This is a genomic window from Epibacterium sp. HA2-3, from assembly GCF_055693725.2.
Genome location: NZ_CM172490.1, coordinates 264,260 through 279,311, shown reverse-complemented (window position 1 = coordinate 279,311; position 15,052 = coordinate 264,260). Strand labels below are relative to the sequence as shown.

At 57.6% G+C, this 15,052-nt stretch carries 24 protein-coding genes; 2 read left to right on the top strand and 22 right to left on the bottom strand.

Going from position 1 to position 15,052, the window contains the following annotated elements:
• Positions 1 to 11 precede the first annotated feature (11 nt).
• The 10 genes from rpsE to rpmC all read right to left on the bottom strand — a co-directional run bounded on the left by rpsE (position 12) and on the right by rpmC (position 4,172).
• Positions 12 to 575: a 30S ribosomal protein S5 gene (gene rpsE / locus ACZ1HH_RS01370; protein ID WP_009176874.1), complete on the bottom strand. Its 564-nt coding sequence runs from the start codon at positions 573 to 575 to the stop codon at positions 12 to 14.
• A 167-nt stretch (positions 576 to 742) separates the two neighbouring features.
• Positions 743 to 1,102, bottom strand: a complete 360-nt coding sequence (gene rplR / locus ACZ1HH_RS01365) for a 50S ribosomal protein L18 (RefSeq protein ID WP_005621834.1) — start codon at positions 1,100 to 1,102, stop codon at positions 743 to 745.
• Positions 1,103 to 1,113: 11 nt separating this feature from the next.
• The gene (gene rplF, locus ACZ1HH_RS01360; protein WP_011537620.1) at positions 1,114 to 1,647 is read right to left on the bottom strand and encodes a 50S ribosomal protein L6; all 534 of its coding nucleotides are present in this window, start codon (positions 1,645 to 1,647) and stop codon (positions 1,114 to 1,116) included.
• Between the two features lie 15 nt (positions 1,648 to 1,662).
• Positions 1,663 to 2,055, bottom strand: a complete 393-nt coding sequence (rpsH, locus tag ACZ1HH_RS01355) for a 30S ribosomal protein S8 (protein ID WP_011537619.1) — start codon at positions 2,053 to 2,055, stop codon at positions 1,663 to 1,665.
• Positions 2,056 to 2,067: 12 nt separating this feature from the next.
• The gene (gene rpsN, locus ACZ1HH_RS01350; protein ID WP_005621844.1) at positions 2,068 to 2,373 is read right to left on the bottom strand and encodes a 30S ribosomal protein S14; all 306 of its coding nucleotides are present in this window, start codon (positions 2,371 to 2,373) and stop codon (positions 2,068 to 2,070) included.
• A gap of 18 nt (positions 2,374 to 2,391) precedes the next feature.
• Positions 2,392 to 2,955: a 50S ribosomal protein L5 gene (gene rplE / locus ACZ1HH_RS01345; RefSeq protein ID WP_011537618.1), complete on the bottom strand. Its 564-nt coding sequence runs from the start codon at positions 2,953 to 2,955 to the stop codon at positions 2,392 to 2,394.
• Positions 2,955 to 3,260, bottom strand: coding sequence for a 50S ribosomal protein L24 (gene rplX, locus ACZ1HH_RS01340; RefSeq protein ID WP_472637095.1), 306 nt, complete (start codon positions 3,258 to 3,260; stop codon positions 2,955 to 2,957). Before rplX ends, rplE begins: the two co-directional genes overlap by 1 nt.
• Positions 3,260 to 3,628: a 50S ribosomal protein L14 gene (gene rplN, locus ACZ1HH_RS01335; RefSeq protein ID WP_005621870.1), complete on the bottom strand. Its 369-nt coding sequence runs from the start codon at positions 3,626 to 3,628 to the stop codon at positions 3,260 to 3,262. Before rplN ends, rplX begins: the two co-directional genes overlap by 1 nt.
• Positions 3,629 to 3,728: 100 nt before the next feature.
• The gene (gene rpsQ, locus ACZ1HH_RS01330; RefSeq protein WP_008555996.1) at positions 3,729 to 3,959 is read right to left on the bottom strand and encodes a 30S ribosomal protein S17; all 231 of its coding nucleotides are present in this window, start codon (positions 3,957 to 3,959) and stop codon (positions 3,729 to 3,731) included.
• Positions 3,960 to 3,971: 12 nt separating this feature from the next.
• Positions 3,972 to 4,172, bottom strand: coding sequence for a 50S ribosomal protein L29 (gene rpmC, locus ACZ1HH_RS01325; RefSeq protein ID WP_005621881.1), 201 nt, complete (start codon positions 4,170 to 4,172; stop codon positions 3,972 to 3,974).
• A gap of 291 nt (positions 4,173 to 4,463) precedes the next feature.
• Here rpmC and ACZ1HH_RS01320 point away from each other — a divergent pair, with 291 nt between their 5' ends.
• Positions 4,464 to 5,093, top strand: a complete 630-nt coding sequence (locus tag ACZ1HH_RS01320) for a hypothetical protein (protein WP_472637094.1) — start codon at positions 4,464 to 4,466, stop codon at positions 5,091 to 5,093.
• A 12-nt stretch (positions 5,094 to 5,105) separates the two neighbouring features.
• Here the strand turns inward: ACZ1HH_RS01320 and ACZ1HH_RS01315 are convergent, their stop codons facing one another.
• From ACZ1HH_RS01315 to rplB, 9 genes are all read right to left on the bottom strand, one after another.
• A complete protein-coding gene (locus ACZ1HH_RS01315) occupies positions 5,106 to 6,146 on the bottom strand; it encodes a succinylglutamate desuccinylase/aspartoacylase family protein (RefSeq protein WP_011537616.1) in 1,041 nt (346 codons plus the stop codon).
• 73 nt (positions 6,147 to 6,219) lie between these two features.
• Complete coding sequence (locus ACZ1HH_RS01310) at positions 6,220 to 6,840, bottom strand: TIGR02466 family protein (protein ID WP_011537615.1); 621 nt, start codon at positions 6,838 to 6,840, stop codon at positions 6,220 to 6,222.
• 147 nt (positions 6,841 to 6,987) lie between these two features.
• Positions 6,988 to 7,698 (bottom strand): substrate-binding periplasmic protein, encoded by a 711-nt coding sequence (locus tag ACZ1HH_RS01305; protein ID WP_011537614.1) that lies wholly within the window; start codon positions 7,696 to 7,698, stop codon positions 6,988 to 6,990.
• Positions 7,699 to 7,802: 104 nt separating this feature from the next.
• A complete protein-coding gene (locus ACZ1HH_RS01300) occupies positions 7,803 to 8,102 on the bottom strand; it encodes a hypothetical protein (RefSeq protein ID WP_472637093.1) in 300 nt (99 codons plus the stop codon).
• A 288-nt stretch (positions 8,103 to 8,390) separates the two neighbouring features.
• Positions 8,391 to 8,804: a 50S ribosomal protein L16 gene (rplP, locus tag ACZ1HH_RS01295; RefSeq protein WP_005621901.1), complete on the bottom strand. Its 414-nt coding sequence runs from the start codon at positions 8,802 to 8,804 to the stop codon at positions 8,391 to 8,393.
• Positions 8,805 to 8,816: 12 nt separating this feature from the next.
• The gene (gene rpsC / locus ACZ1HH_RS01290; protein ID WP_005621904.1) at positions 8,817 to 9,536 is read right to left on the bottom strand and encodes a 30S ribosomal protein S3; all 720 of its coding nucleotides are present in this window, start codon (positions 9,534 to 9,536) and stop codon (positions 8,817 to 8,819) included.
• The gene (gene rplV, locus ACZ1HH_RS01285; RefSeq protein WP_009176439.1) at positions 9,536 to 9,916 is read right to left on the bottom strand and encodes a 50S ribosomal protein L22; all 381 of its coding nucleotides are present in this window, start codon (positions 9,914 to 9,916) and stop codon (positions 9,536 to 9,538) included. Before rplV ends, rpsC begins: the two co-directional genes overlap by 1 nt.
• A gap of 3 nt (positions 9,917 to 9,919) precedes the next feature.
• Positions 9,920 to 10,198 (bottom strand): 30S ribosomal protein S19, encoded by a 279-nt coding sequence (gene rpsS / locus ACZ1HH_RS01280; RefSeq protein ID WP_011537612.1) that lies wholly within the window; start codon positions 10,196 to 10,198, stop codon positions 9,920 to 9,922.
• Between the two features lie 3 nt (positions 10,199 to 10,201).
• Positions 10,202 to 11,044, bottom strand: a complete 843-nt coding sequence (rplB, locus tag ACZ1HH_RS01275; protein ID WP_005621914.1) for a 50S ribosomal protein L2 — start codon at positions 11,042 to 11,044, stop codon at positions 10,202 to 10,204.
• Positions 11,045 to 12,975: 1,931 nt separating this feature from the next.
• Between rplB and ACZ1HH_RS01270 the strand changes: the two genes are divergently transcribed.
• Positions 12,976 to 13,350, top strand: coding sequence for a hypothetical protein (locus ACZ1HH_RS01270; protein WP_472637092.1), 375 nt, complete (start codon positions 12,976 to 12,978; stop codon positions 13,348 to 13,350).
• A 64-nt stretch (positions 13,351 to 13,414) separates the two neighbouring features.
• Here ACZ1HH_RS01270 and ACZ1HH_RS01265 read toward each other — a convergent pair whose 3' ends face one another.
• The 3 genes from ACZ1HH_RS01265 to rplC are packed head-to-tail and all read right to left on the bottom strand — an operon-like array spanning position 13,415 to position 15,041.
• Entirely contained in the window at positions 13,415 to 13,711 is a 297-nt protein-coding gene (locus ACZ1HH_RS01265; protein ID WP_009176651.1) for a 50S ribosomal protein L23, read from the bottom strand.
• On the bottom strand, positions 13,708 to 14,325 hold the full coding sequence (gene rplD / locus ACZ1HH_RS01260; protein ID WP_011537608.1) for a 50S ribosomal protein L4: 618 nt from the start codon (positions 14,323 to 14,325) through the stop codon (positions 13,708 to 13,710). The genes ACZ1HH_RS01265 and rplD overlap by 4 nt, the downstream gene beginning before the upstream one ends.
• Positions 14,322 to 15,041 (bottom strand): 50S ribosomal protein L3, encoded by a 720-nt coding sequence (gene rplC / locus ACZ1HH_RS01255; protein ID WP_005621928.1) that lies wholly within the window; start codon positions 15,039 to 15,041, stop codon positions 14,322 to 14,324. The genes rplD and rplC overlap by 4 nt, the downstream gene beginning before the upstream one ends.
• Positions 15,042 to 15,052: the final 11 nt, after the last annotated feature.

Here is a 15,052-nt window from a genome sequence, read left to right as displayed (position 1 = left end):
GATCAGTTTCCTTACGCTTCTGCTTCCGCGGGTGCTTCGTCCCGCTTGGGCAGGATGTCAGCAACCTTTTTGCCACGACGCTGAGCAACAGAGCGCGGGCTCTGCTCTTTCTTCAGGCCGTCGATGGTGGCGCGGATCATGTTGTAAGGGTTCTGAGAGCCAACGGACTTGGAAACCACGTCCTTGATGCCCAGCATTTCAAACACAGCACGCATCGGACCACCGGCGATGATACCAGTACCTTCCGGAGCGGTGCGCATGACCACTTTGCCGGCGCCGTGGCGACCGTACATGTCGTGGTGCAGGGTACGACCCTCTTTCAGCGGCACGCGGATCATCTGGCGCTTGGCTTGCTCGGTTGCCTTGCGGATCGCCTCGGGCACCTCTTTGGCTTTACCTTTGCCGAAGCCGACGCGACCTTTTTGGTCACCTACGACGACGAGCGCGGCGAAGCCGAAGCGCTTACCACCCTTAACGGTTTTGGACACGCGGTTGATCGCGACCAGACGATCTGCGAATTCCGGTGTCTCTTCACGGTCGCGGCGGTTGCCGCGGCGGTTTTCACGTTCTGCCATTTGGCATTCCTTCATGATGTGACGAGGAAGTCAGACCGCCCCGTCAAATGTTCCAATCCTGGTGAGCCTGCAACACGGCCTGCTCCCGGATCATCGGGACCACCAAGGCGGTCCACTCTTTCCAAAATCGCTCGGGCGCCCCGGCCAGCGGGGCGCCCGGTTGATCCTTAGATCTTCAGACCACCTTCACGCGCAGCGTCGGCCAGAGCCTTCACTTTGCCGTGATAGAGGAAACCGCCACGATCGAAGTATGCTTCGGTCACGCCAGCCGCTTTCGCGCGCTCTGCGATCACGGAACCCACTTTGGTTGCCGCTTCGATGTTGTTCTTGCCCACAAAACCAAGATCCTTTTCCAGGGTCGAGGCTGCGGCGAGAGTCACACCTTTGACGTCGTCGATCAGCTGAACAGAGATGTTCTTGTTCGAGCGGTGCACGGAGAGACGCAGACGACCTGCGTTCACCTTGCGAAGCTTGTTCCGGACGCGCAGACGACGCTTCAGAAACAGGGTACGTTTGCTGTTTGCCATTTTGCTTGTCCTTACTTCTTCTTGCCTTCCTTGCGGAAGATGAATTCGCCCTTGTAGCGGATGCCTTTGCCTTTGTAGGGCTCGGGACGACGCCAGTCGCGGATTTTCGCCGCCACTTCGCCAACCGCTTGCGCGTCTGCACCTTCCACAACGATTTCGGTCTGCTTCGGAGCGGTGATGGTCACACCTTCCGGGGCAGTGAAATCGACGTCGTGGCTGTAGCCGAGGTTCAGCTTCAGGGTGTTGCCCTGCATCTGAGCACGGTAACCAACACCTTGGATCTCAAGCTCTTTCTTGAAACCCTGGGTGACGCCCTGGACCATGTTGGCCACCATGGTGCGGGACATGCCCCACTGCTGACGCGCGCGCTTGGATTTGCCGCGCGGCTCAACTTTCACCACGTTGTCCTCAACGGTGAGGGTCACGTCGTCGGTTGCGGTGAAGGTCTGGGCGCCTTTCGGGCCCTTCACTTCGATGGTCTGGCCGGACAGGCTCGCGGAAACACCGCTGGGCAGTTCGACCGGTTTTTTACCAATACGAGACATTGTGCTGAGGCCTCCTTAGAAGACGGTGCAAAGCACTTCGCCACCAACGTTGGCCGCGCGTGCGTTTGCATCCGACATCACACCTTTGGGGGTGGAGACAATCGACACACCCAGGCCCTGACGGACCGACGGGATGTCATTGACGCCCATGTAAACGCGACGACCGGGTTTGGAGACCCGCTTCAGTTCGCGAATGACAGGTTCGCCTTCGTAGTACTTGAGGCTGATTTCCAGCGCCGGGTGGCCGCGTTCATCAGTCGCGCTCTCGTAGCCGCGAATGTAGCCCTCGGACTGCAGCACATCCAGAACCCATGCGCGCAGTTTGGACGCCGGGGTCATGACGGTGGATTTGCCACGCATCTGAGAGTTACGGATACGGGTGAGCATATCGCCGATAGGATCGTTCATATTGTCTCTCCCTTACCAGCTCGATTTCACCATGCCGGGGATCTGGCCATTGGAGCCCAGTTCCCGCAGAGCGATACGGCTTACCTTCAGCTTACGGTAGTAAGCGTGGGGACGGCCGGTCAGCTGGCAGCGGTTATGCAGACGGGTTGCCGAGCTGTTGCGCGGCAGTTTCGCCAGTTTCAGACGCGCTTTGAAACGCTCTTCCATCGGGCGGGATTCGTCATTCGCGATCTCTTTGAGCTCGGCACGTTTGGCAGCGTATTTGGCCACCAGGCGCTCGCGCTTCTTTTCGCGTTCGATCATTGCTTTTTTAGCCATGTCTCTTCCTCTCCGCGATCAGCTGTTGAAGGGCATGTTGAAAGCTTTCAACAGCGCCTTAGCTTCCGCGTCGGTGTTCGCGGTGGTGGCAATTACGATGTCCATGCCCCAGGCTTCGTCGATCTTGTCGAAATCGATTTCCGGGAACACGATGTGCTCTTTGAGGCCAAGGGCGTAGTTGCCACGACCGTCGAAAGAGGTGCCGGACACACCGCGGAAGTCGCGGATCCGGGGCATCGCGATGGTGATCAGACGGTCGAGGAATTCATACATCCGCTCGCCACGCAGGGTCACCTTTGCACCCATCGGCATGCCTTCACGAACGCGGAAGCCAGCGATGGAGTTCTTTGCAACGGTGGTCAGCGCTTTCTGACCGGCGATCTTGGTCAGGTCTTCCTGAGCCGATTTCGCCTTCTTGCTGTCTTTGACGGCTGCACGGCCGCAGCCGATGTTCAGAACGATCTTGTCCAGCTTGGGGATCTGCATCTCGTTCTTGTAGCCGAATTCCTCTTTGAGGGCGCCACGGATGGTGTCCTTGTAGAGGGTCTTCAGACGCGGGGTGTAGGTTGCATCGTCAAGCATCAGACAGTCTCCCCGGTGGTTTTTGCAAAGCGCACCTTCTTGCCGTCTTCTTCGCGGAAGCCGACGCGGGTTGCTTTGCCGTTGGAGTCCAGCAGAGCCAGGTTCGAAAGATCGATCGGCAGGGCCTTGGGCAGGCGGCCACCTTGCGATGTCTGGGTCTGACGGGTGTGACGGATGGCCATGTTCACGCCATCTACGACAGCTTTACCGGCTTTGGGGTCAACGGAGGCAATGGTGCCTTCTTTGCCTTTGTCCTTGCCAGCAAGCACGACGACCTTGTCGCCTTTGCGCAGTTTAGCAGCCATTAGAGCACCTCCGGAGCGAGCGAGATGATCTTCATGAAGTTCTTCGCGCGCAGTTCGCGAACAACCGGGCCGAAGATACGGGTGCCGACCGGCTCGTTGTTGTTATTCAGGATAACAGCAGCGTTGCGGTCAAAACGGATGGCGGTGCCGTCTTCACGACGGACCTCTTTGGCGGTGCGAACGACAACGGCCTTACGGACGTCACCCTTCTTCACGCGACCGCGCGGGATGGCTTCTTTAACCGAGACGACGATGATGTCGCCAACGGAAGCGTATTTACGCTTGGAGCCACCCAGAACCTTGATGCACTGAACTCGGCGAGCGCCGGAGTTATCAGCAACATCCAGATTTGTTTGCATCTGGATCATGTGGTTTCTCCCGACCTTTGGGGCAGCGATGCGTGCTGTGATCCCCCAGGGTTTCGACTGTGCTAAAAAGCCTAGTCGCCAGGAGCCTCAAACGAGGCTCTTAGGCTTCCAGAACTTCCCAGCGTTTCGTTTTCGATTTCGGCGCGCATTCGATGATGCGTACGGTGTCGCCGACCTTGAAAGCGTTCTTTTCATCGTGAGCCCGGTATTTCTTGGACTTACGGATGGTTTTCTTCAGAACCGGGTGTGTGAAACGACGTTCCACGGACACGGTGACGGTCTGAGCGTTTGCGTCGGAGGTCACGACGCCTTGCAGGATACGTTTGGGCATCTGAGAAGCTCCTTATTCAGCTGCTGCTGCAGCTTTTTCGTTCAGGATGGTTTTCACGCGAGCAGCGTTGCGGCGAGCCGCTTTGATGCCTGCAGTGTTTTCCAGCTGACCGGTCGCTTGTTGAAAGCGCAGGTTGAAGCTCTCTTTTTTGAGGTTTGCGAGTTCGTCGCGGAGCTCGTCCACGGTCTTGTCGCGCAGATCCTTGGCGTTCATCGCCTTGCGTTCCTTTCCTTGGCACCAGAGGGCCCCTTATGGTGGGTCACCCTTTGCCCTGGTGGGTTATGTCGTCTGCACAGATTGTGCAGAAAAAGAATCGCCCGACACAATCCGACTCGCGAATTGCGGTGAGCGATGCGTCCCTCTACAGGAGCCATGCCAGAAGGGCAAGGGAAAGATCGCAACGCTTGTCCGCTGGGCAGCAGGGCGTCGCAAACCAGAGCCACATATTTGCGCAGGCTTGACTTTGTCCTGACCAGCCCACACCACAAACCCATAAGGTGATTTATGACAAAGGCCATCGGTATGGAAGCGTCTGAGACCCGTGAACCCCGGATTGAGCGGCCAAGGCTGACCTTTGCGCCGGAGGTCTGCGACTGGGTCGAGGGTCATTACAAGGATGCAGACGTCATTCTGGAGTATGGCAGCGGCGGATCCACCGTGCTCGGCGCCGAGATGCCAGGCAAGACGCTCTACTCTGTCGAGAGCAGCCGCGACTGGCACAAGATGATGCAGCGCTACTTTGAAGAAAACGATGTCCCCTCTCTGCCGCATCTGCACTACGTCAACATCGGCAAGACCGGGAAGTGGGGCCTGCCGGTGAACACCGAGCAGCACCACCGCTATCACAAATACCCGCTCTCGATCTGGGATATCGACGGCTTTCAGCACCCGGATCTGATCCTGATTGACGGCCGGTTTCGGGTCGCCTGCGCCCTGGCCGCGATGCTGCGCTGCACCCAGAAGGTCACGATCCTCTTTGATGACTACCGCGACCGCAAACGCTATCGCGTGCTCGAGGAGTTTCTCGAGCTGAAAGAAATGCGCGGCTACATGGCCCGCTTTGAGGTCGAACCAACCGCCCTGCCCCGCGAAAAGATGACCCGGATCATCGGCCTCTTTGCACGCGCCTTGTGACGCTTCAGCAGCCTAGATGATCTCATCCTCGTCAAACATCGCCGCGCCATCAAGCTGCGCGTTGAGCGTTTCGATCTGTTGTTCGGCGGTGGCGGAGTTCACGCTGGCGATGTGAAACAGCGCGTCACCCTCGTTCACAATGGGCATATTGGCGCGCCCGATGATAAGACCCGTCTGGCTTGCGGTGAGTTCCATTTCCTCTTCGCCAAAGGGGTCGGCAACGATCCCGAGTACATCTCCGGCCTCGACCATCTCGCCAGTGGTTTTATAGGCACGGAGCAATCCGCCGGCGGGCGCGCGTTCCCACGCCGAGTCCGCGGCGCGAACCGGCACGCCTTCGGCCAGTGGCACGCCATCCTCGGGGATCATGTCGAGCGCATGCATCACGCGCAAAATCCCGGCGACACCAACACGGGCGGATTGCTCGTCAAACCGCAACCCCTCCCCCGCTTCGTAGAGCAGAATATCGACCCCGGCCTTTTGCGCCTCTTTGCGCAGAGAGCCATCCCGCAGCCCCGAGCGGATCACCACCGGCGCGCCAAAGGCATCGGCGTAGGCAAGCGTATCCTGAGCCTTGGGTGAGACACGGATCTGCGGCAGGTTGGTGCGGTGGATCGCGGCGGAGTGCAGGTCAATCCCCAGATCCGAGCGCGCCACGATCTCTGTCATAAAAAGATGCGCGAGGCGGCTGGCGAGCGAGCCTCCCTCGCTGCCGGGAAAGCAGCGGTTGAGGTCGCGCCGATCCGGCAAATAGCGGGAATGATTGAGAAACCCGAAGGTATTGACGATGGGCACCACGATCAGGGTGCCCCGCAGGCGCGCAAACTGACGACTGCGCAACAGGCGGCGGGCGATCTCCACTCCGATCACCTCATCGCCGTGGATAGCCGCAGACACAAAGAGCGTCGGGCCATCCTCGCTGCCATGGATCACATGCGCGGACATATTGACCGGTGTGTGATCCGACAGCACGCTCACCGGCAGATCAACGGTGCGCCGGGTGCCGGGCGGAATATGGAAACCACCAATTTCAAAAGGGGAACGCCGCGCCATGAAAAAGCCTCTCGGACAGGATGTCCGAGAAGCTATGCAGGTTTTTCAGCGCTTTACAATCGGTCCCACGCGATCAGGCCCAAGCGTAATTGAAGGAGACGGAAATCCGCTCGTCCTCGGCCATGTTCATGGGCACCTCGTGGCGGATGAAGCTTTCCCAGAGCAGGACATCGCCCACATTGGGCGCCTCATAGACAAAGCTGCGCAGCTCACGGCGGCAGTCTTTGGTGCGCGGCGGATGCGCCATCATCATCGCGTGGCGCGGGTCCTCGAGCTTGAGCGCCGACGCGCCGTCAGGCATCGAGACATAGGTGGTGCCGGAAATCACCGAATGTGGGTGAATGTGGCTGGCGTGGGTGCCGCCCTCAGGCAGGATGTTTATCCACAGATCTTCAAGCTTCAGATCACGCCCGTCGAGATTGAGCTCGAGATCCTGCGCAAAGGCTGCGACATGGGCGTCCAGAGATTTGACCAGATCAGCAAAAATCGGGAACCGCCAGGGCAGATCGGTGAGCGACGCATAGGACGTATAGCCGGGATAGCCATTTTCCTCGCACCAGTCCTGCCCCGCCTCATCATCTTCGGCGATCGCGATGCACGACGCCTCCATTTCCTGCGGGTCAATTTTGGGGCCGTGCTCGGAGAGCGCAGCACGATAAAGGCGGGTCACGAAGAGGGAATCAATCTGGGCCATGATGCTCTCTTAGCGCAGGCGCGCCAGGTTTGGCGAGAGCGCTTGATGCCGCTGTGCGCTGGCCGCGCCCTGCCTTTTGAAACGCAAACGCGCATGCCCTGAACCGAGCATGCGCGCTGCGAAACCAAAATAGGTTTAGGACGCGACTTATTCGTAACGCGCGATGATTTCGGCCTGAGTGCCGTCGTCGATCATGCTCTGCAGTGCGTCCTGCATCCGCGCGATTAGCGCCTCATCGGTCTTGAGGCTGCAAGCCAGCGACATGGTGGTTGTGGAAACCACCAGCGCCTCTTCAATCTCGATCCCATCGGCGAGTGCCGCCTCGAGGAAAGAGCCGGAGGTGATCATCAGGTCAATCCGACCCTGCAGCAGCTTTTTCACCGTGGCCGATTGGGTTGGCGCAAGGTCGATAGATTCAAAACCGGCTTCTTCGAGCACACCGACGGTGTAGTCGCCGGTCTGGGTTCCGGTGCGATAGCTGCGCGCGTCTTCGATGGTTGCTGGAGCGATGTCGCTGCCAGCTTTACGCACGAGGATGGTGCTATCGCTGGCGAGCGGCTCAACCCATTGGAACTTGGGATCACGCTCTTCGGTATGCGTGGTGCTGAACACGCAGGTGTTGGGACGGCGTTCCGCCTGACCAATCGCACGGGACCACTGGGTCAATTCCGCCTCATAGGCGATGCCCGCCCGGCTCATGATCTCAAACACCTGATCCGCGCCAAGGCCAACGATCTGGCCATCCCGCTCAAAGTTGAGGGGCGCATAGTCTTCGGTCAGCAAAGTGACATCGGCGGCCTGCACAGCCCCGGCAAAGCCAAGGGCAAAAACGGTGGCAACACTGGTTACAAATTTCATCCGGGAGCGTCCTTCTCTCTTTTGTTCTGGAGCGCAGCATATTTGATAAAGCTGAAGGAAAAGTTCCCCAAAGTCCCAAACGCAGCGTGTAGCTCATTTGCTTTTTAATCAGATGCATCAAAAACAAATGTACAGCCCTCGTGGACCACACCTTGGTCCGGTGACATCGGGTTGCCCACCAAGAACCACCGCCATCCACCCCGACCTGAAAACCCACGCGAATAGGTGCATCCATTGGCGAGGGTCCAATAGGTTACGTGCTGATAGCGATAGGGCGCTTGGCTGATCCGCGTGACTGCGGCGGGGTCCGCGCTCTCGAGGCGGATCGGGGTGTCCGAACAGGACATCAGAGCGGCGAGGCACAGGCCGGTGACGGATAGCCGAATGCATTTCTTGGATGTCATGCTCTCGCCTCCTGAACGACGTGGCGGTGAGAGTCACCGCCTGATCCGCCACCCAGAATAAGAACATTTAGTGAACACTTGCATAAGCTTCCATCAGCCTTTCGCAAATCTCGCCCGCAACGGCGCCCCGGATGCACCGGATTTACAAACGGCGCCTCAAAAGGACAGGCAGATGCGAAGACGTGCCGCTGGCCTTTCCGACCGGCAACCTGGCCTACACATGCACGAACAAAAAAACCCCCCGCCAGATGACTGGCGGGGGGTTCTATCCGTTACGGAAAACCGGAGTTACCAGTCTTCGCGCACCACGATGCGGGTCTGAACCGGCAGCTTCATGGCTGCGAGGCGCAGAGCTTCGCGGGCGATGTCTTCATTGACGCCGTCAATTTCAAACATCACGCGGCCCGGCTTCACTTTGCACGCCCAGAAGTCCACGGAGCCTTTACCTTTACCCATACGCACTTCGACGGGCTTGGAGGTCACCGGGGTGTCTGGGAAGATACGGATCCAGACACGACCTTGACGTTTCATGTGACGGGTCATTGCACGACGTGCAGCTTCGATCTGACGGGCGGTTACACGCTCGGGTGTCACTGCCTTCAGGCCGTAGGTGCCGAAGTTCAGGTCGGAACCGCCTTTTGCGAGGCCTTTGATCCGGCCTTTGTGCATCTTGCGGAATTTAGTACGCTTTGGCTGAAGCATGTCGCGTTCTCCTTAGCGATCGCCACGACGGTTACCGCCTGCACCGCGAGGTGCCGGACCGTCCTGGAGTTCCTGAGCCTTGCGATCACGCGCCTGAGGATCATGCTCCATGATCTCACCTTTGAAGATCCAGACCTTGATACCGATGATACCATAGGGGGTGGATGCTTCAGAGTGTGCGTAATCGATGTCTGCGCGCAGGGTGTGCAACGGCACACGACCTTCACGGTACCATTCGGTACGTGCGATTTCTGCACCGCCCAGACGACCAGCGACGTTCACCCGGATACCCAGGGCGCCCATGCGCATGGCGTTCTGCACGGCCCGCTTCATCGCGCGGCGGAAGGACACACGGCGCTCCAGCTGCTGAGCGATGGACTCGCCAACGAGCTGTGCGTCGAGCTCCGGCTTGCGAACCTCAACGATGTTGAGGTGCAGCTCGGAGTCGGTCATGGAAGCGATCTTCTTGCGAAGAACTTCGATGTCCGCGCCTTTTTTGCCGATGATCACGCCCGGACGCGCGGTGTGAATGGTCACACGGCACTTCTTGTGGGGGCGTTCGATGATCACGCGGGCAACACCGGCCTGCTTGCACTCTTCTTTGATGAACTCACGGATCTTGATGTCCTCGAGGAGGAGATCACCGTAGTCCTTGGTGTCAGCGTACCAGCGGCTGTCCCAGGTGCGGTTGATCTGCAGGCGCATACCAACCGGATTGACTTTATGTCCCATTAGGCTTGCTCCTCAACTTGACGCACCTTGATGGTGATCTCAGCGAACGGCTTCAGGATCTTGCCGAAACGACCACGGGCCCGCGGGCGACCGCGCTTCATGGTCAGGTTCTTGCCGACCCATGCCTCGGCGACGATCAGTTCATCGACGTCAAGGTTGTGGTTGTTTTCGGCGTTCGCGATGGCGGACTGAAGGCATTTCTTCACGTCCTGCGCGATCCGCTTGTTGGAGAAAGTGAGGTCGGTCAGAGCCTTGTCCACTTTCTTGCCACGGATCATCTGAGCCACCAGGTTCAGTTTCTGCGGGCTGGTGCGAAGCATGCGGACTTTTGCCATTGCTTCGTTGTCTGCCACGCGGCGGGGGTTTTTATCCTTGCCCATGACTTACTTCCGCTTCGCTTTTTTGTCAGCGGCGTGACCGTAATAGGTCCGAGTCGGGGAGTACTCACCGAACTTCTGACCGATCATGTCTTCCGTGACGTTGACAGGAATGTGCTTCTGGCCGTTGTACACACCAAAGGTCAGACCCACGAACTGGGGCAGAATGGTGGAACGACGGGACCAGATCTTGATCACTTCATTGCGGCCGGAATCGCGCGCTGCTTCGGCTTTTTTCAGCACGTAAGCATCGACGAAGGGGCCTTTCCATACAGAGCGAGTCATAGATTAGCGCCCTTTCTTCTTAGCGTGACGCGAGCGGATGATCAGCTTCTGCGACGCCTTGTTGGTGTTGCGGGTGCGCTTACCCTTGGTCGGCTTACCCCATGGGGTCACCGGGTGACGACCACCGGAGGTCCGACCTTCACCACCACCATGGGGGTGGTCGATCGGGTTCATAACCACACCACGGACGCTCGGACGCTTGCCTTTGTGGCGCATACGACCGGCTTTACCGTAGTTCTGGTTGGAGTTGTCGGGGTTGGACACGGCACCGACGGTGGCCATGCATTCCTGACGGACCAAGCGCAGTTCGCCCGAGGACAGGCGGATCTGAGCGTAGCCACCATCACGACCAACGAACTGAGCGTAAGTACCGGCTGCACGGGCGATCTGGCCGCCTTTGCCGGGCTTCATTTCGATGTTGTGAACGATGGTACCGATCGGCATGCCCGAGAACGGCATTGCGTTGCCCGGCTTGATGTCTGCCTTCGCGGAGGCGATGACCTTGTCACCAACTGCCAGACGCTGCGGCGCGAGGATATAAGCCTGCTCGCCGTCGTCATACTTCACCAATGCGATGAAGGCAGTCCGGTTGGGGTCATATTCAATGCGCTCGACGGTCGCGGCGACATCAAATTTATTCCGTTTGAAGTCAACGATCCGGTAAAGACGCTTTGCGCCACCACCACGGCGGCGAGAAGTGATCCGTCCGGTGTTGTTCCGGCCGCCCGATTTGGTCAGACCCTCAGTGAGAGACTTGACCGGACGCCCTTTCCAAAGCTCCGAACGGTCGATCAGAACCAGCCCACGCTGGCCCGGCGTCGTCGGTTTATACGACTTAAGTGCCATGCTTTCTGTCTTCCGTTTAGCGTGCCGAGCCTTAGGTTATTATCTTTGGCCCAGCTATGTTAAAGCCCCCTGCCTTGGCGCATCCGCGCCGGGTTCAGGTGACCGATGAAGGGCCCCGAAGGTCCCTGGGTCGAATGTCCCGACAAAGATAACGGCCCCGGAACGAATCCGAGGCCTGTCAGGATTGATGCCGTGTAGCAGAGGTTGGGTGGGGTGGCAATCTGATAATTCGGCACTCGCGAGCCAGACTAGTAAACATAAACCAACGCCGAGGGAGGCCTTAGTGGACATTCGGGCATCCCCCTAGTTCATCTCAACGCAATTGCGCGATCTGCTCCTTCCCCACTAAGCGAGCGTATCGTTCGGCTCGCGCGACACTATTCCCAAGAACTGCCAAGATTTGGGTCTCAGTATCATGATAAGCGTCGCCGACACGTGAACTGAAAATAAAACTAGTCTCCGGAAGCGATCTTACGAAAATTAATCTACCGTCTTTTCGATTCGTAAGTTCAACCACGATGAAGTTTGGCTCGGGAACCCTTTCAACATCCTCCCATCGCCGACAACGGCCACCTTCTTCGCGAGATTGGCACGCAAAACCAAGATCGCCTTCAAGAACCATTTCGAATTTTGAATACTCTCGGGACCCAAGAGACTGCTCCAATTCGATCGTAGTCCGAACTGTATCCCCTCCCCTTTGCACTGCATAAACCAGCGGCCCGAGCCATATAGAAAGCAACACAGCTATCGCGCCTCCAGCTATTAGAAACCACCGCAACGAACTCATTTCAAAATCTCATTCATCAATGGCCCCAAATAATGATTATGCAAAGCCCCCAGACCTGGCTCAATTACCACATGGTTCCGCTGCCCAATATGTTGTCAAAGTCTAAAGCCCGATCTCGTTAATGGATCCACAGGGACAACGACCCTTCCGCCTCGCGGTCCTGACCCGGAAGAAACGGTATTTACGACATCGTCTCCTGTCGCCTCTTCAACCGAGGTATAAGCTCGATTAGGACCAGCCGAGTTGAACACCTTGCCTTCCCCCTGGCCTCCTCTCACGGACGCGGCACCGTATGCAGCCCAAGGGCCTAACGTTCTTCAGCGCGCCTGATAGTGTCGGGGACCATCCCAAACCAGTTTTTACGCCCAGAAACAACCACACGGCTTCCAATTTCCAGACTGTCTCTCAAAACGTCTGGAACTCCGCAAAGCTCGTATTGAAAGGAAGAACGATCTACTAAATCCATCCGCTTTCCGCAAAGTCGCGAGCTGGAACCATGTGGATTCAACACCTGATACTCAGCCTCTTCCCACTGGGAGGATACCCATGTGGACACCATTGCTGGTGTCGTAAAGGCCGATAAAAAACCTATATGAGCCAAAAACGCAGTTCCAAAAGTATTCCAAAAGAGCCGCACAAGAGGACGTCGTCCAATTTTAAAGGGATCAGCTTTGGAATTCACAAGAATAAACGTACCTATTCCTGTCACGCAGGCCCACCCCAATGCGACTTGTGCCCCTAAGCTGTGCCATGCGTCAGATGGCAGAAAGCCGCCGTTTGAAGACCTCCAAGAGATGCTAACGATTCCGCAAGTCATTGAGACACCAACGAGCACTGTACACCACCAATCACGTGAAAACAGCAGCGGTCGGTACCTATAGTTCATCCGAAATCTCCCAAAACATAATGCGACAAACCTAACAGCAAAAACGCAATGAAAAAGCCCCCCGCATCGCTGCGAGGGGCCTTCTCAAGTCTCAGACAGGCAAATCTCAGAGTCCGGTGGACACGTCGATGATTTGGCCTTCTTCTAAGGTCGGGCAGGCGACCTTAACTCTTTTCCGCTTGCCTCCCTTTGAAGGCGCGCACGATAAAAACCACAACGCCAACATCTCATCCAGAATTCATTCTAATAAGGTCAATCATGAAACTTGAAATATTCGGAACTGATGAAGAACTACAGCATCTGCTGAACTGCATCCATATAGGGCAACTCTGCCCTGATGAGCGATTTCTTTTGGTCGGAAACCCTGTTTGGCAAGAACTCATTGACGCCATTCGAACCCGCTACATCGATCAGGTCGGCGAAGATGCCTATCGTAGCACCTTCACCAGAGACGTCACAGACCCACGTGAAATTGATCTGCTGGCGGGACAATTGGAGACCATGCTACTGGGCAAAAATTGGCCGCGAGAACGCGCAGAGGCTATTCTGGAGCACATCGCAAGGCCGTGCGTCCTGCCAGCTTCTGCACGAGATAGAATTTTAGCGCGCTTGGATGAGTTTTTGAGCGAGTAGATCGCACCACGAAAAAAGGCCCCCGCTTTCGCAGGGGCCTTCTCAATTCTCAAGCAACCAAATCTCAGAGTCCGGTGGACACGTCGATGGTGTTGCCTTCTTCCAGGGTGACGTAGGCTTTTTTCACGTCTTTCCGCTTGCCCAGCTGGCCGCGGAAGCGCTTGACCTTACCCTTGGTGACGGTGGTGTTGACCGCTTTGACCTTCACACCAAAGAGAGCCTCAACAGCTTCTTTGATCTGCGGTTTGTTGGAGTCGATTGCCACCTCGAACACCACTGCGCCGTTTTCGGACGCCATGGTGGATTTCTCGGTGATGATCGGCTTGCGGATCACGTCGTAGTGTTCTGCCTTCGCGCTCATTTCAGACGAGCCTCCAGTGCTTCGACAGCCGACTTCGTGAGCACGAGGGTGTCACGCTTCAGGATGTCATAGACGTTTGCGCCCATCGACGGCAGGATATCCAGACCTTCGATGTTTTTGGCGGCACGAGCGAAGCCTTCGTTGACGGCAGCACCGTCGATGACCAGAGCGCGTTTCCAGCCCAGGTTTGCAACCTGCTTGGCCAGAGCGGCGGTCTTGCCTTCGGCTTCTGCGTTCTCGATCACGACCAGTTCACCCGCTTTTGCTTTGGCGGACAGCGCGTGGCGCAGACCCAGCTTGCGGAATTTCTTGGTCAGATCGTGGCCGTGGCTACGCGGGGTCGGACCCTTGTAGATACCACCTTTGCGGAAGATCGGCGCGTTACGGTCACCATGGCGTGCGCCACCGGTGCCTTTTTGGCGGTAGATCTTCTTGGTGGAGTAGGAGGTCTCGGAGCGGGTCTTCACCTTGTGGGTGCCGGCCTGCGCGTTGTTGCGCTGCCAACGGACCACACGGTGCAGGATGTCCGCACGCGGCTCCAGGCCGAACAGGTCTTCGGACAGTTCGATGTCGCCCGCTTTGCCGCCGTCCAGTTTGATCACGTCAAGTTTCATGCTTCACCCCCTTCCGCGGGTGCTTCAGCCGCAGCTTCAGCAGCAGTCTTCAGAGCCGCCGGGAACGGCAGACCTTCGGGTGCTTTCTTCTTCACGGCGTCTTTGACGGTGACCCAGCCGGATTTCGGACCAGGAACAGCGCCTTTGATGAAGACCAGACCACGATCGGCGTCGGTTTTGACAACCTCGAGGTTCTGGGTGGTCACGCGTGCAGCGCCCATGTGACCGGCCATCTTCTTGCCTTTGAAGACTTTGCCCGGATCCTGACACTGACCGGTGGAACCGTGGGAACGGTGAGAGATCGACACGCCGTGAGAGGCACGCAGACCGCCGAAGTTCCAGCGCTTCATTGCACCGGCGAAACCTTTACCGATGGAGGTACCGGTGACGTCGACTTTTTGACCTTCCAGGAAGTGCTCGGCGGAGATTTCCGCGCCCACTTCGATCAGGCCGTCCGCGGGAACGCGGAACTCAACCAGCTTGCGCTTGGGCTCAACTTTGGAGGCCGCAAAGTGACCGCGCATCGCCTTGGAGACGCGCTTTACTTTTGCGGAACCGGCACCGAGCTGAACGGCAGTGTAGCCGTCTTTGTCTTCGGTACGCTGAGCGACAACCTGCAGGCCATCAAGCGAAAGAACGGTCACAGGGATCTGCTTGCCGTCTTCCATGAACAAGCGGGTCATGCCCACTTTTTTTGCGATAATACCAGAGCGCATATGAATTACCC

What these genes read in the sequence shown, in the direction of transcription:
- rpsE (WP_009176874.1), bottom strand. Translation starts at nt 575, where the DNA reads ATGGCAGAACGTGAAAACCGCCGCGGCAACCGCCGCGACCGTGAAGAG.
- rplR (WP_005621834.1), bottom strand. Translation starts at nt 1,102, where the DNA reads ATGGCAAACAGCAAACGTACCCTGTTTCTGAAGCGTCGTCTGCGCGTC.
- rplF (WP_011537620.1), bottom strand. Translation starts at nt 1,647, where the DNA reads ATGTCTCGTATTGGTAAAAAACCGGTCGAACTGCCCAGCGGTGTTTCC.
- rpsH (WP_011537619.1), bottom strand. Translation starts at nt 2,055, where the DNA reads ATGAACGATCCTATCGGCGATATGCTCACCCGTATCCGTAACTCTCAG.
- rpsN (WP_005621844.1), bottom strand. Translation starts at nt 2,373, where the DNA reads ATGGCTAAAAAAGCAATGATCGAACGCGAAAAGAAGCGCGAGCGCCTG.
- rplE (WP_011537618.1), bottom strand. Translation starts at nt 2,955, where the DNA reads ATGCTTGACGATGCAACCTACACCCCGCGTCTGAAGACCCTCTACAAG.
- rplX (WP_472637095.1), bottom strand. Translation starts at nt 3,260, where the DNA reads ATGGCTGCTAAACTGCGCAAAGGCGACAAGGTCGTCGTGCTTGCTGGC.
- rplN (WP_005621870.1), bottom strand. Translation starts at nt 3,628, where the DNA reads ATGATCCAGATGCAAACAAATCTGGATGTTGCTGATAACTCCGGCGCT.
- rpsQ (WP_008555996.1), bottom strand. Translation starts at nt 3,959, where the DNA reads ATGCCCAAACGTATCCTGCAAGGCGTCGTGACCTCCGACGCAAACGCT.
- rpmC (WP_005621881.1), bottom strand. Translation starts at nt 4,172, where the DNA reads ATGAACGCCAAGGATCTGCGCGACAAGACCGTGGACGAGCTCCGCGAC.
- ACZ1HH_RS01320 (WP_472637094.1), top strand. Translation starts at nt 4,464, where the DNA reads ATGACAAAGGCCATCGGTATGGAAGCGTCTGAGACCCGTGAACCCCGG.
- ACZ1HH_RS01315 (WP_011537616.1), bottom strand. Translation starts at nt 6,146, where the DNA reads ATGGCGCGGCGTTCCCCTTTTGAAATTGGTGGTTTCCATATTCCGCCC.
- ACZ1HH_RS01310 (WP_011537615.1), bottom strand. Translation starts at nt 6,840, where the DNA reads ATGGCCCAGATTGATTCCCTCTTCGTGACCCGCCTTTATCGTGCTGCG.
- ACZ1HH_RS01305 (WP_011537614.1), bottom strand. Translation starts at nt 7,698, where the DNA reads ATGAAATTTGTAACCAGTGTTGCCACCGTTTTTGCCCTTGGCTTTGCC.
- ACZ1HH_RS01300 (WP_472637093.1), bottom strand. Translation starts at nt 8,102, where the DNA reads ATGACATCCAAGAAATGCATTCGGCTATCCGTCACCGGCCTGTGCCTC.
- rplP (WP_005621901.1), bottom strand. Translation starts at nt 8,804, where the DNA reads ATGCTTCAGCCAAAGCGTACTAAATTCCGCAAGATGCACAAAGGCCGG.
- rpsC (WP_005621904.1), bottom strand. Translation starts at nt 9,536, where the DNA reads ATGGGACATAAAGTCAATCCGGTTGGTATGCGCCTGCAGATCAACCGC.
- rplV (WP_009176439.1), bottom strand. Translation starts at nt 9,916, where the DNA reads ATGGGCAAGGATAAAAACCCCCGCCGCGTGGCAGACAACGAAGCAATG.
- rpsS (WP_011537612.1), bottom strand. Translation starts at nt 10,198, where the DNA reads ATGACTCGCTCTGTATGGAAAGGCCCCTTCGTCGATGCTTACGTGCTG.
- rplB (WP_005621914.1), bottom strand. Translation starts at nt 11,044, where the DNA reads ATGGCACTTAAGTCGTATAAACCGACGACGCCGGGCCAGCGTGGGCTG.
- ACZ1HH_RS01270 (WP_472637092.1), top strand. Translation starts at nt 12,976, where the DNA reads ATGAAACTTGAAATATTCGGAACTGATGAAGAACTACAGCATCTGCTG.
- ACZ1HH_RS01265 (WP_009176651.1), bottom strand. Translation starts at nt 13,711, where the DNA reads ATGAGCGCGAAGGCAGAACACTACGACGTGATCCGCAAGCCGATCATC.
- rplD (WP_011537608.1), bottom strand. Translation starts at nt 14,325, where the DNA reads ATGAAACTTGACGTGATCAAACTGGACGGCGGCAAAGCGGGCGACATC.
- rplC (WP_005621928.1), bottom strand. Translation starts at nt 15,041, where the DNA reads ATGCGCTCTGGTATTATCGCAAAAAAAGTGGGCATGACCCGCTTGTTC.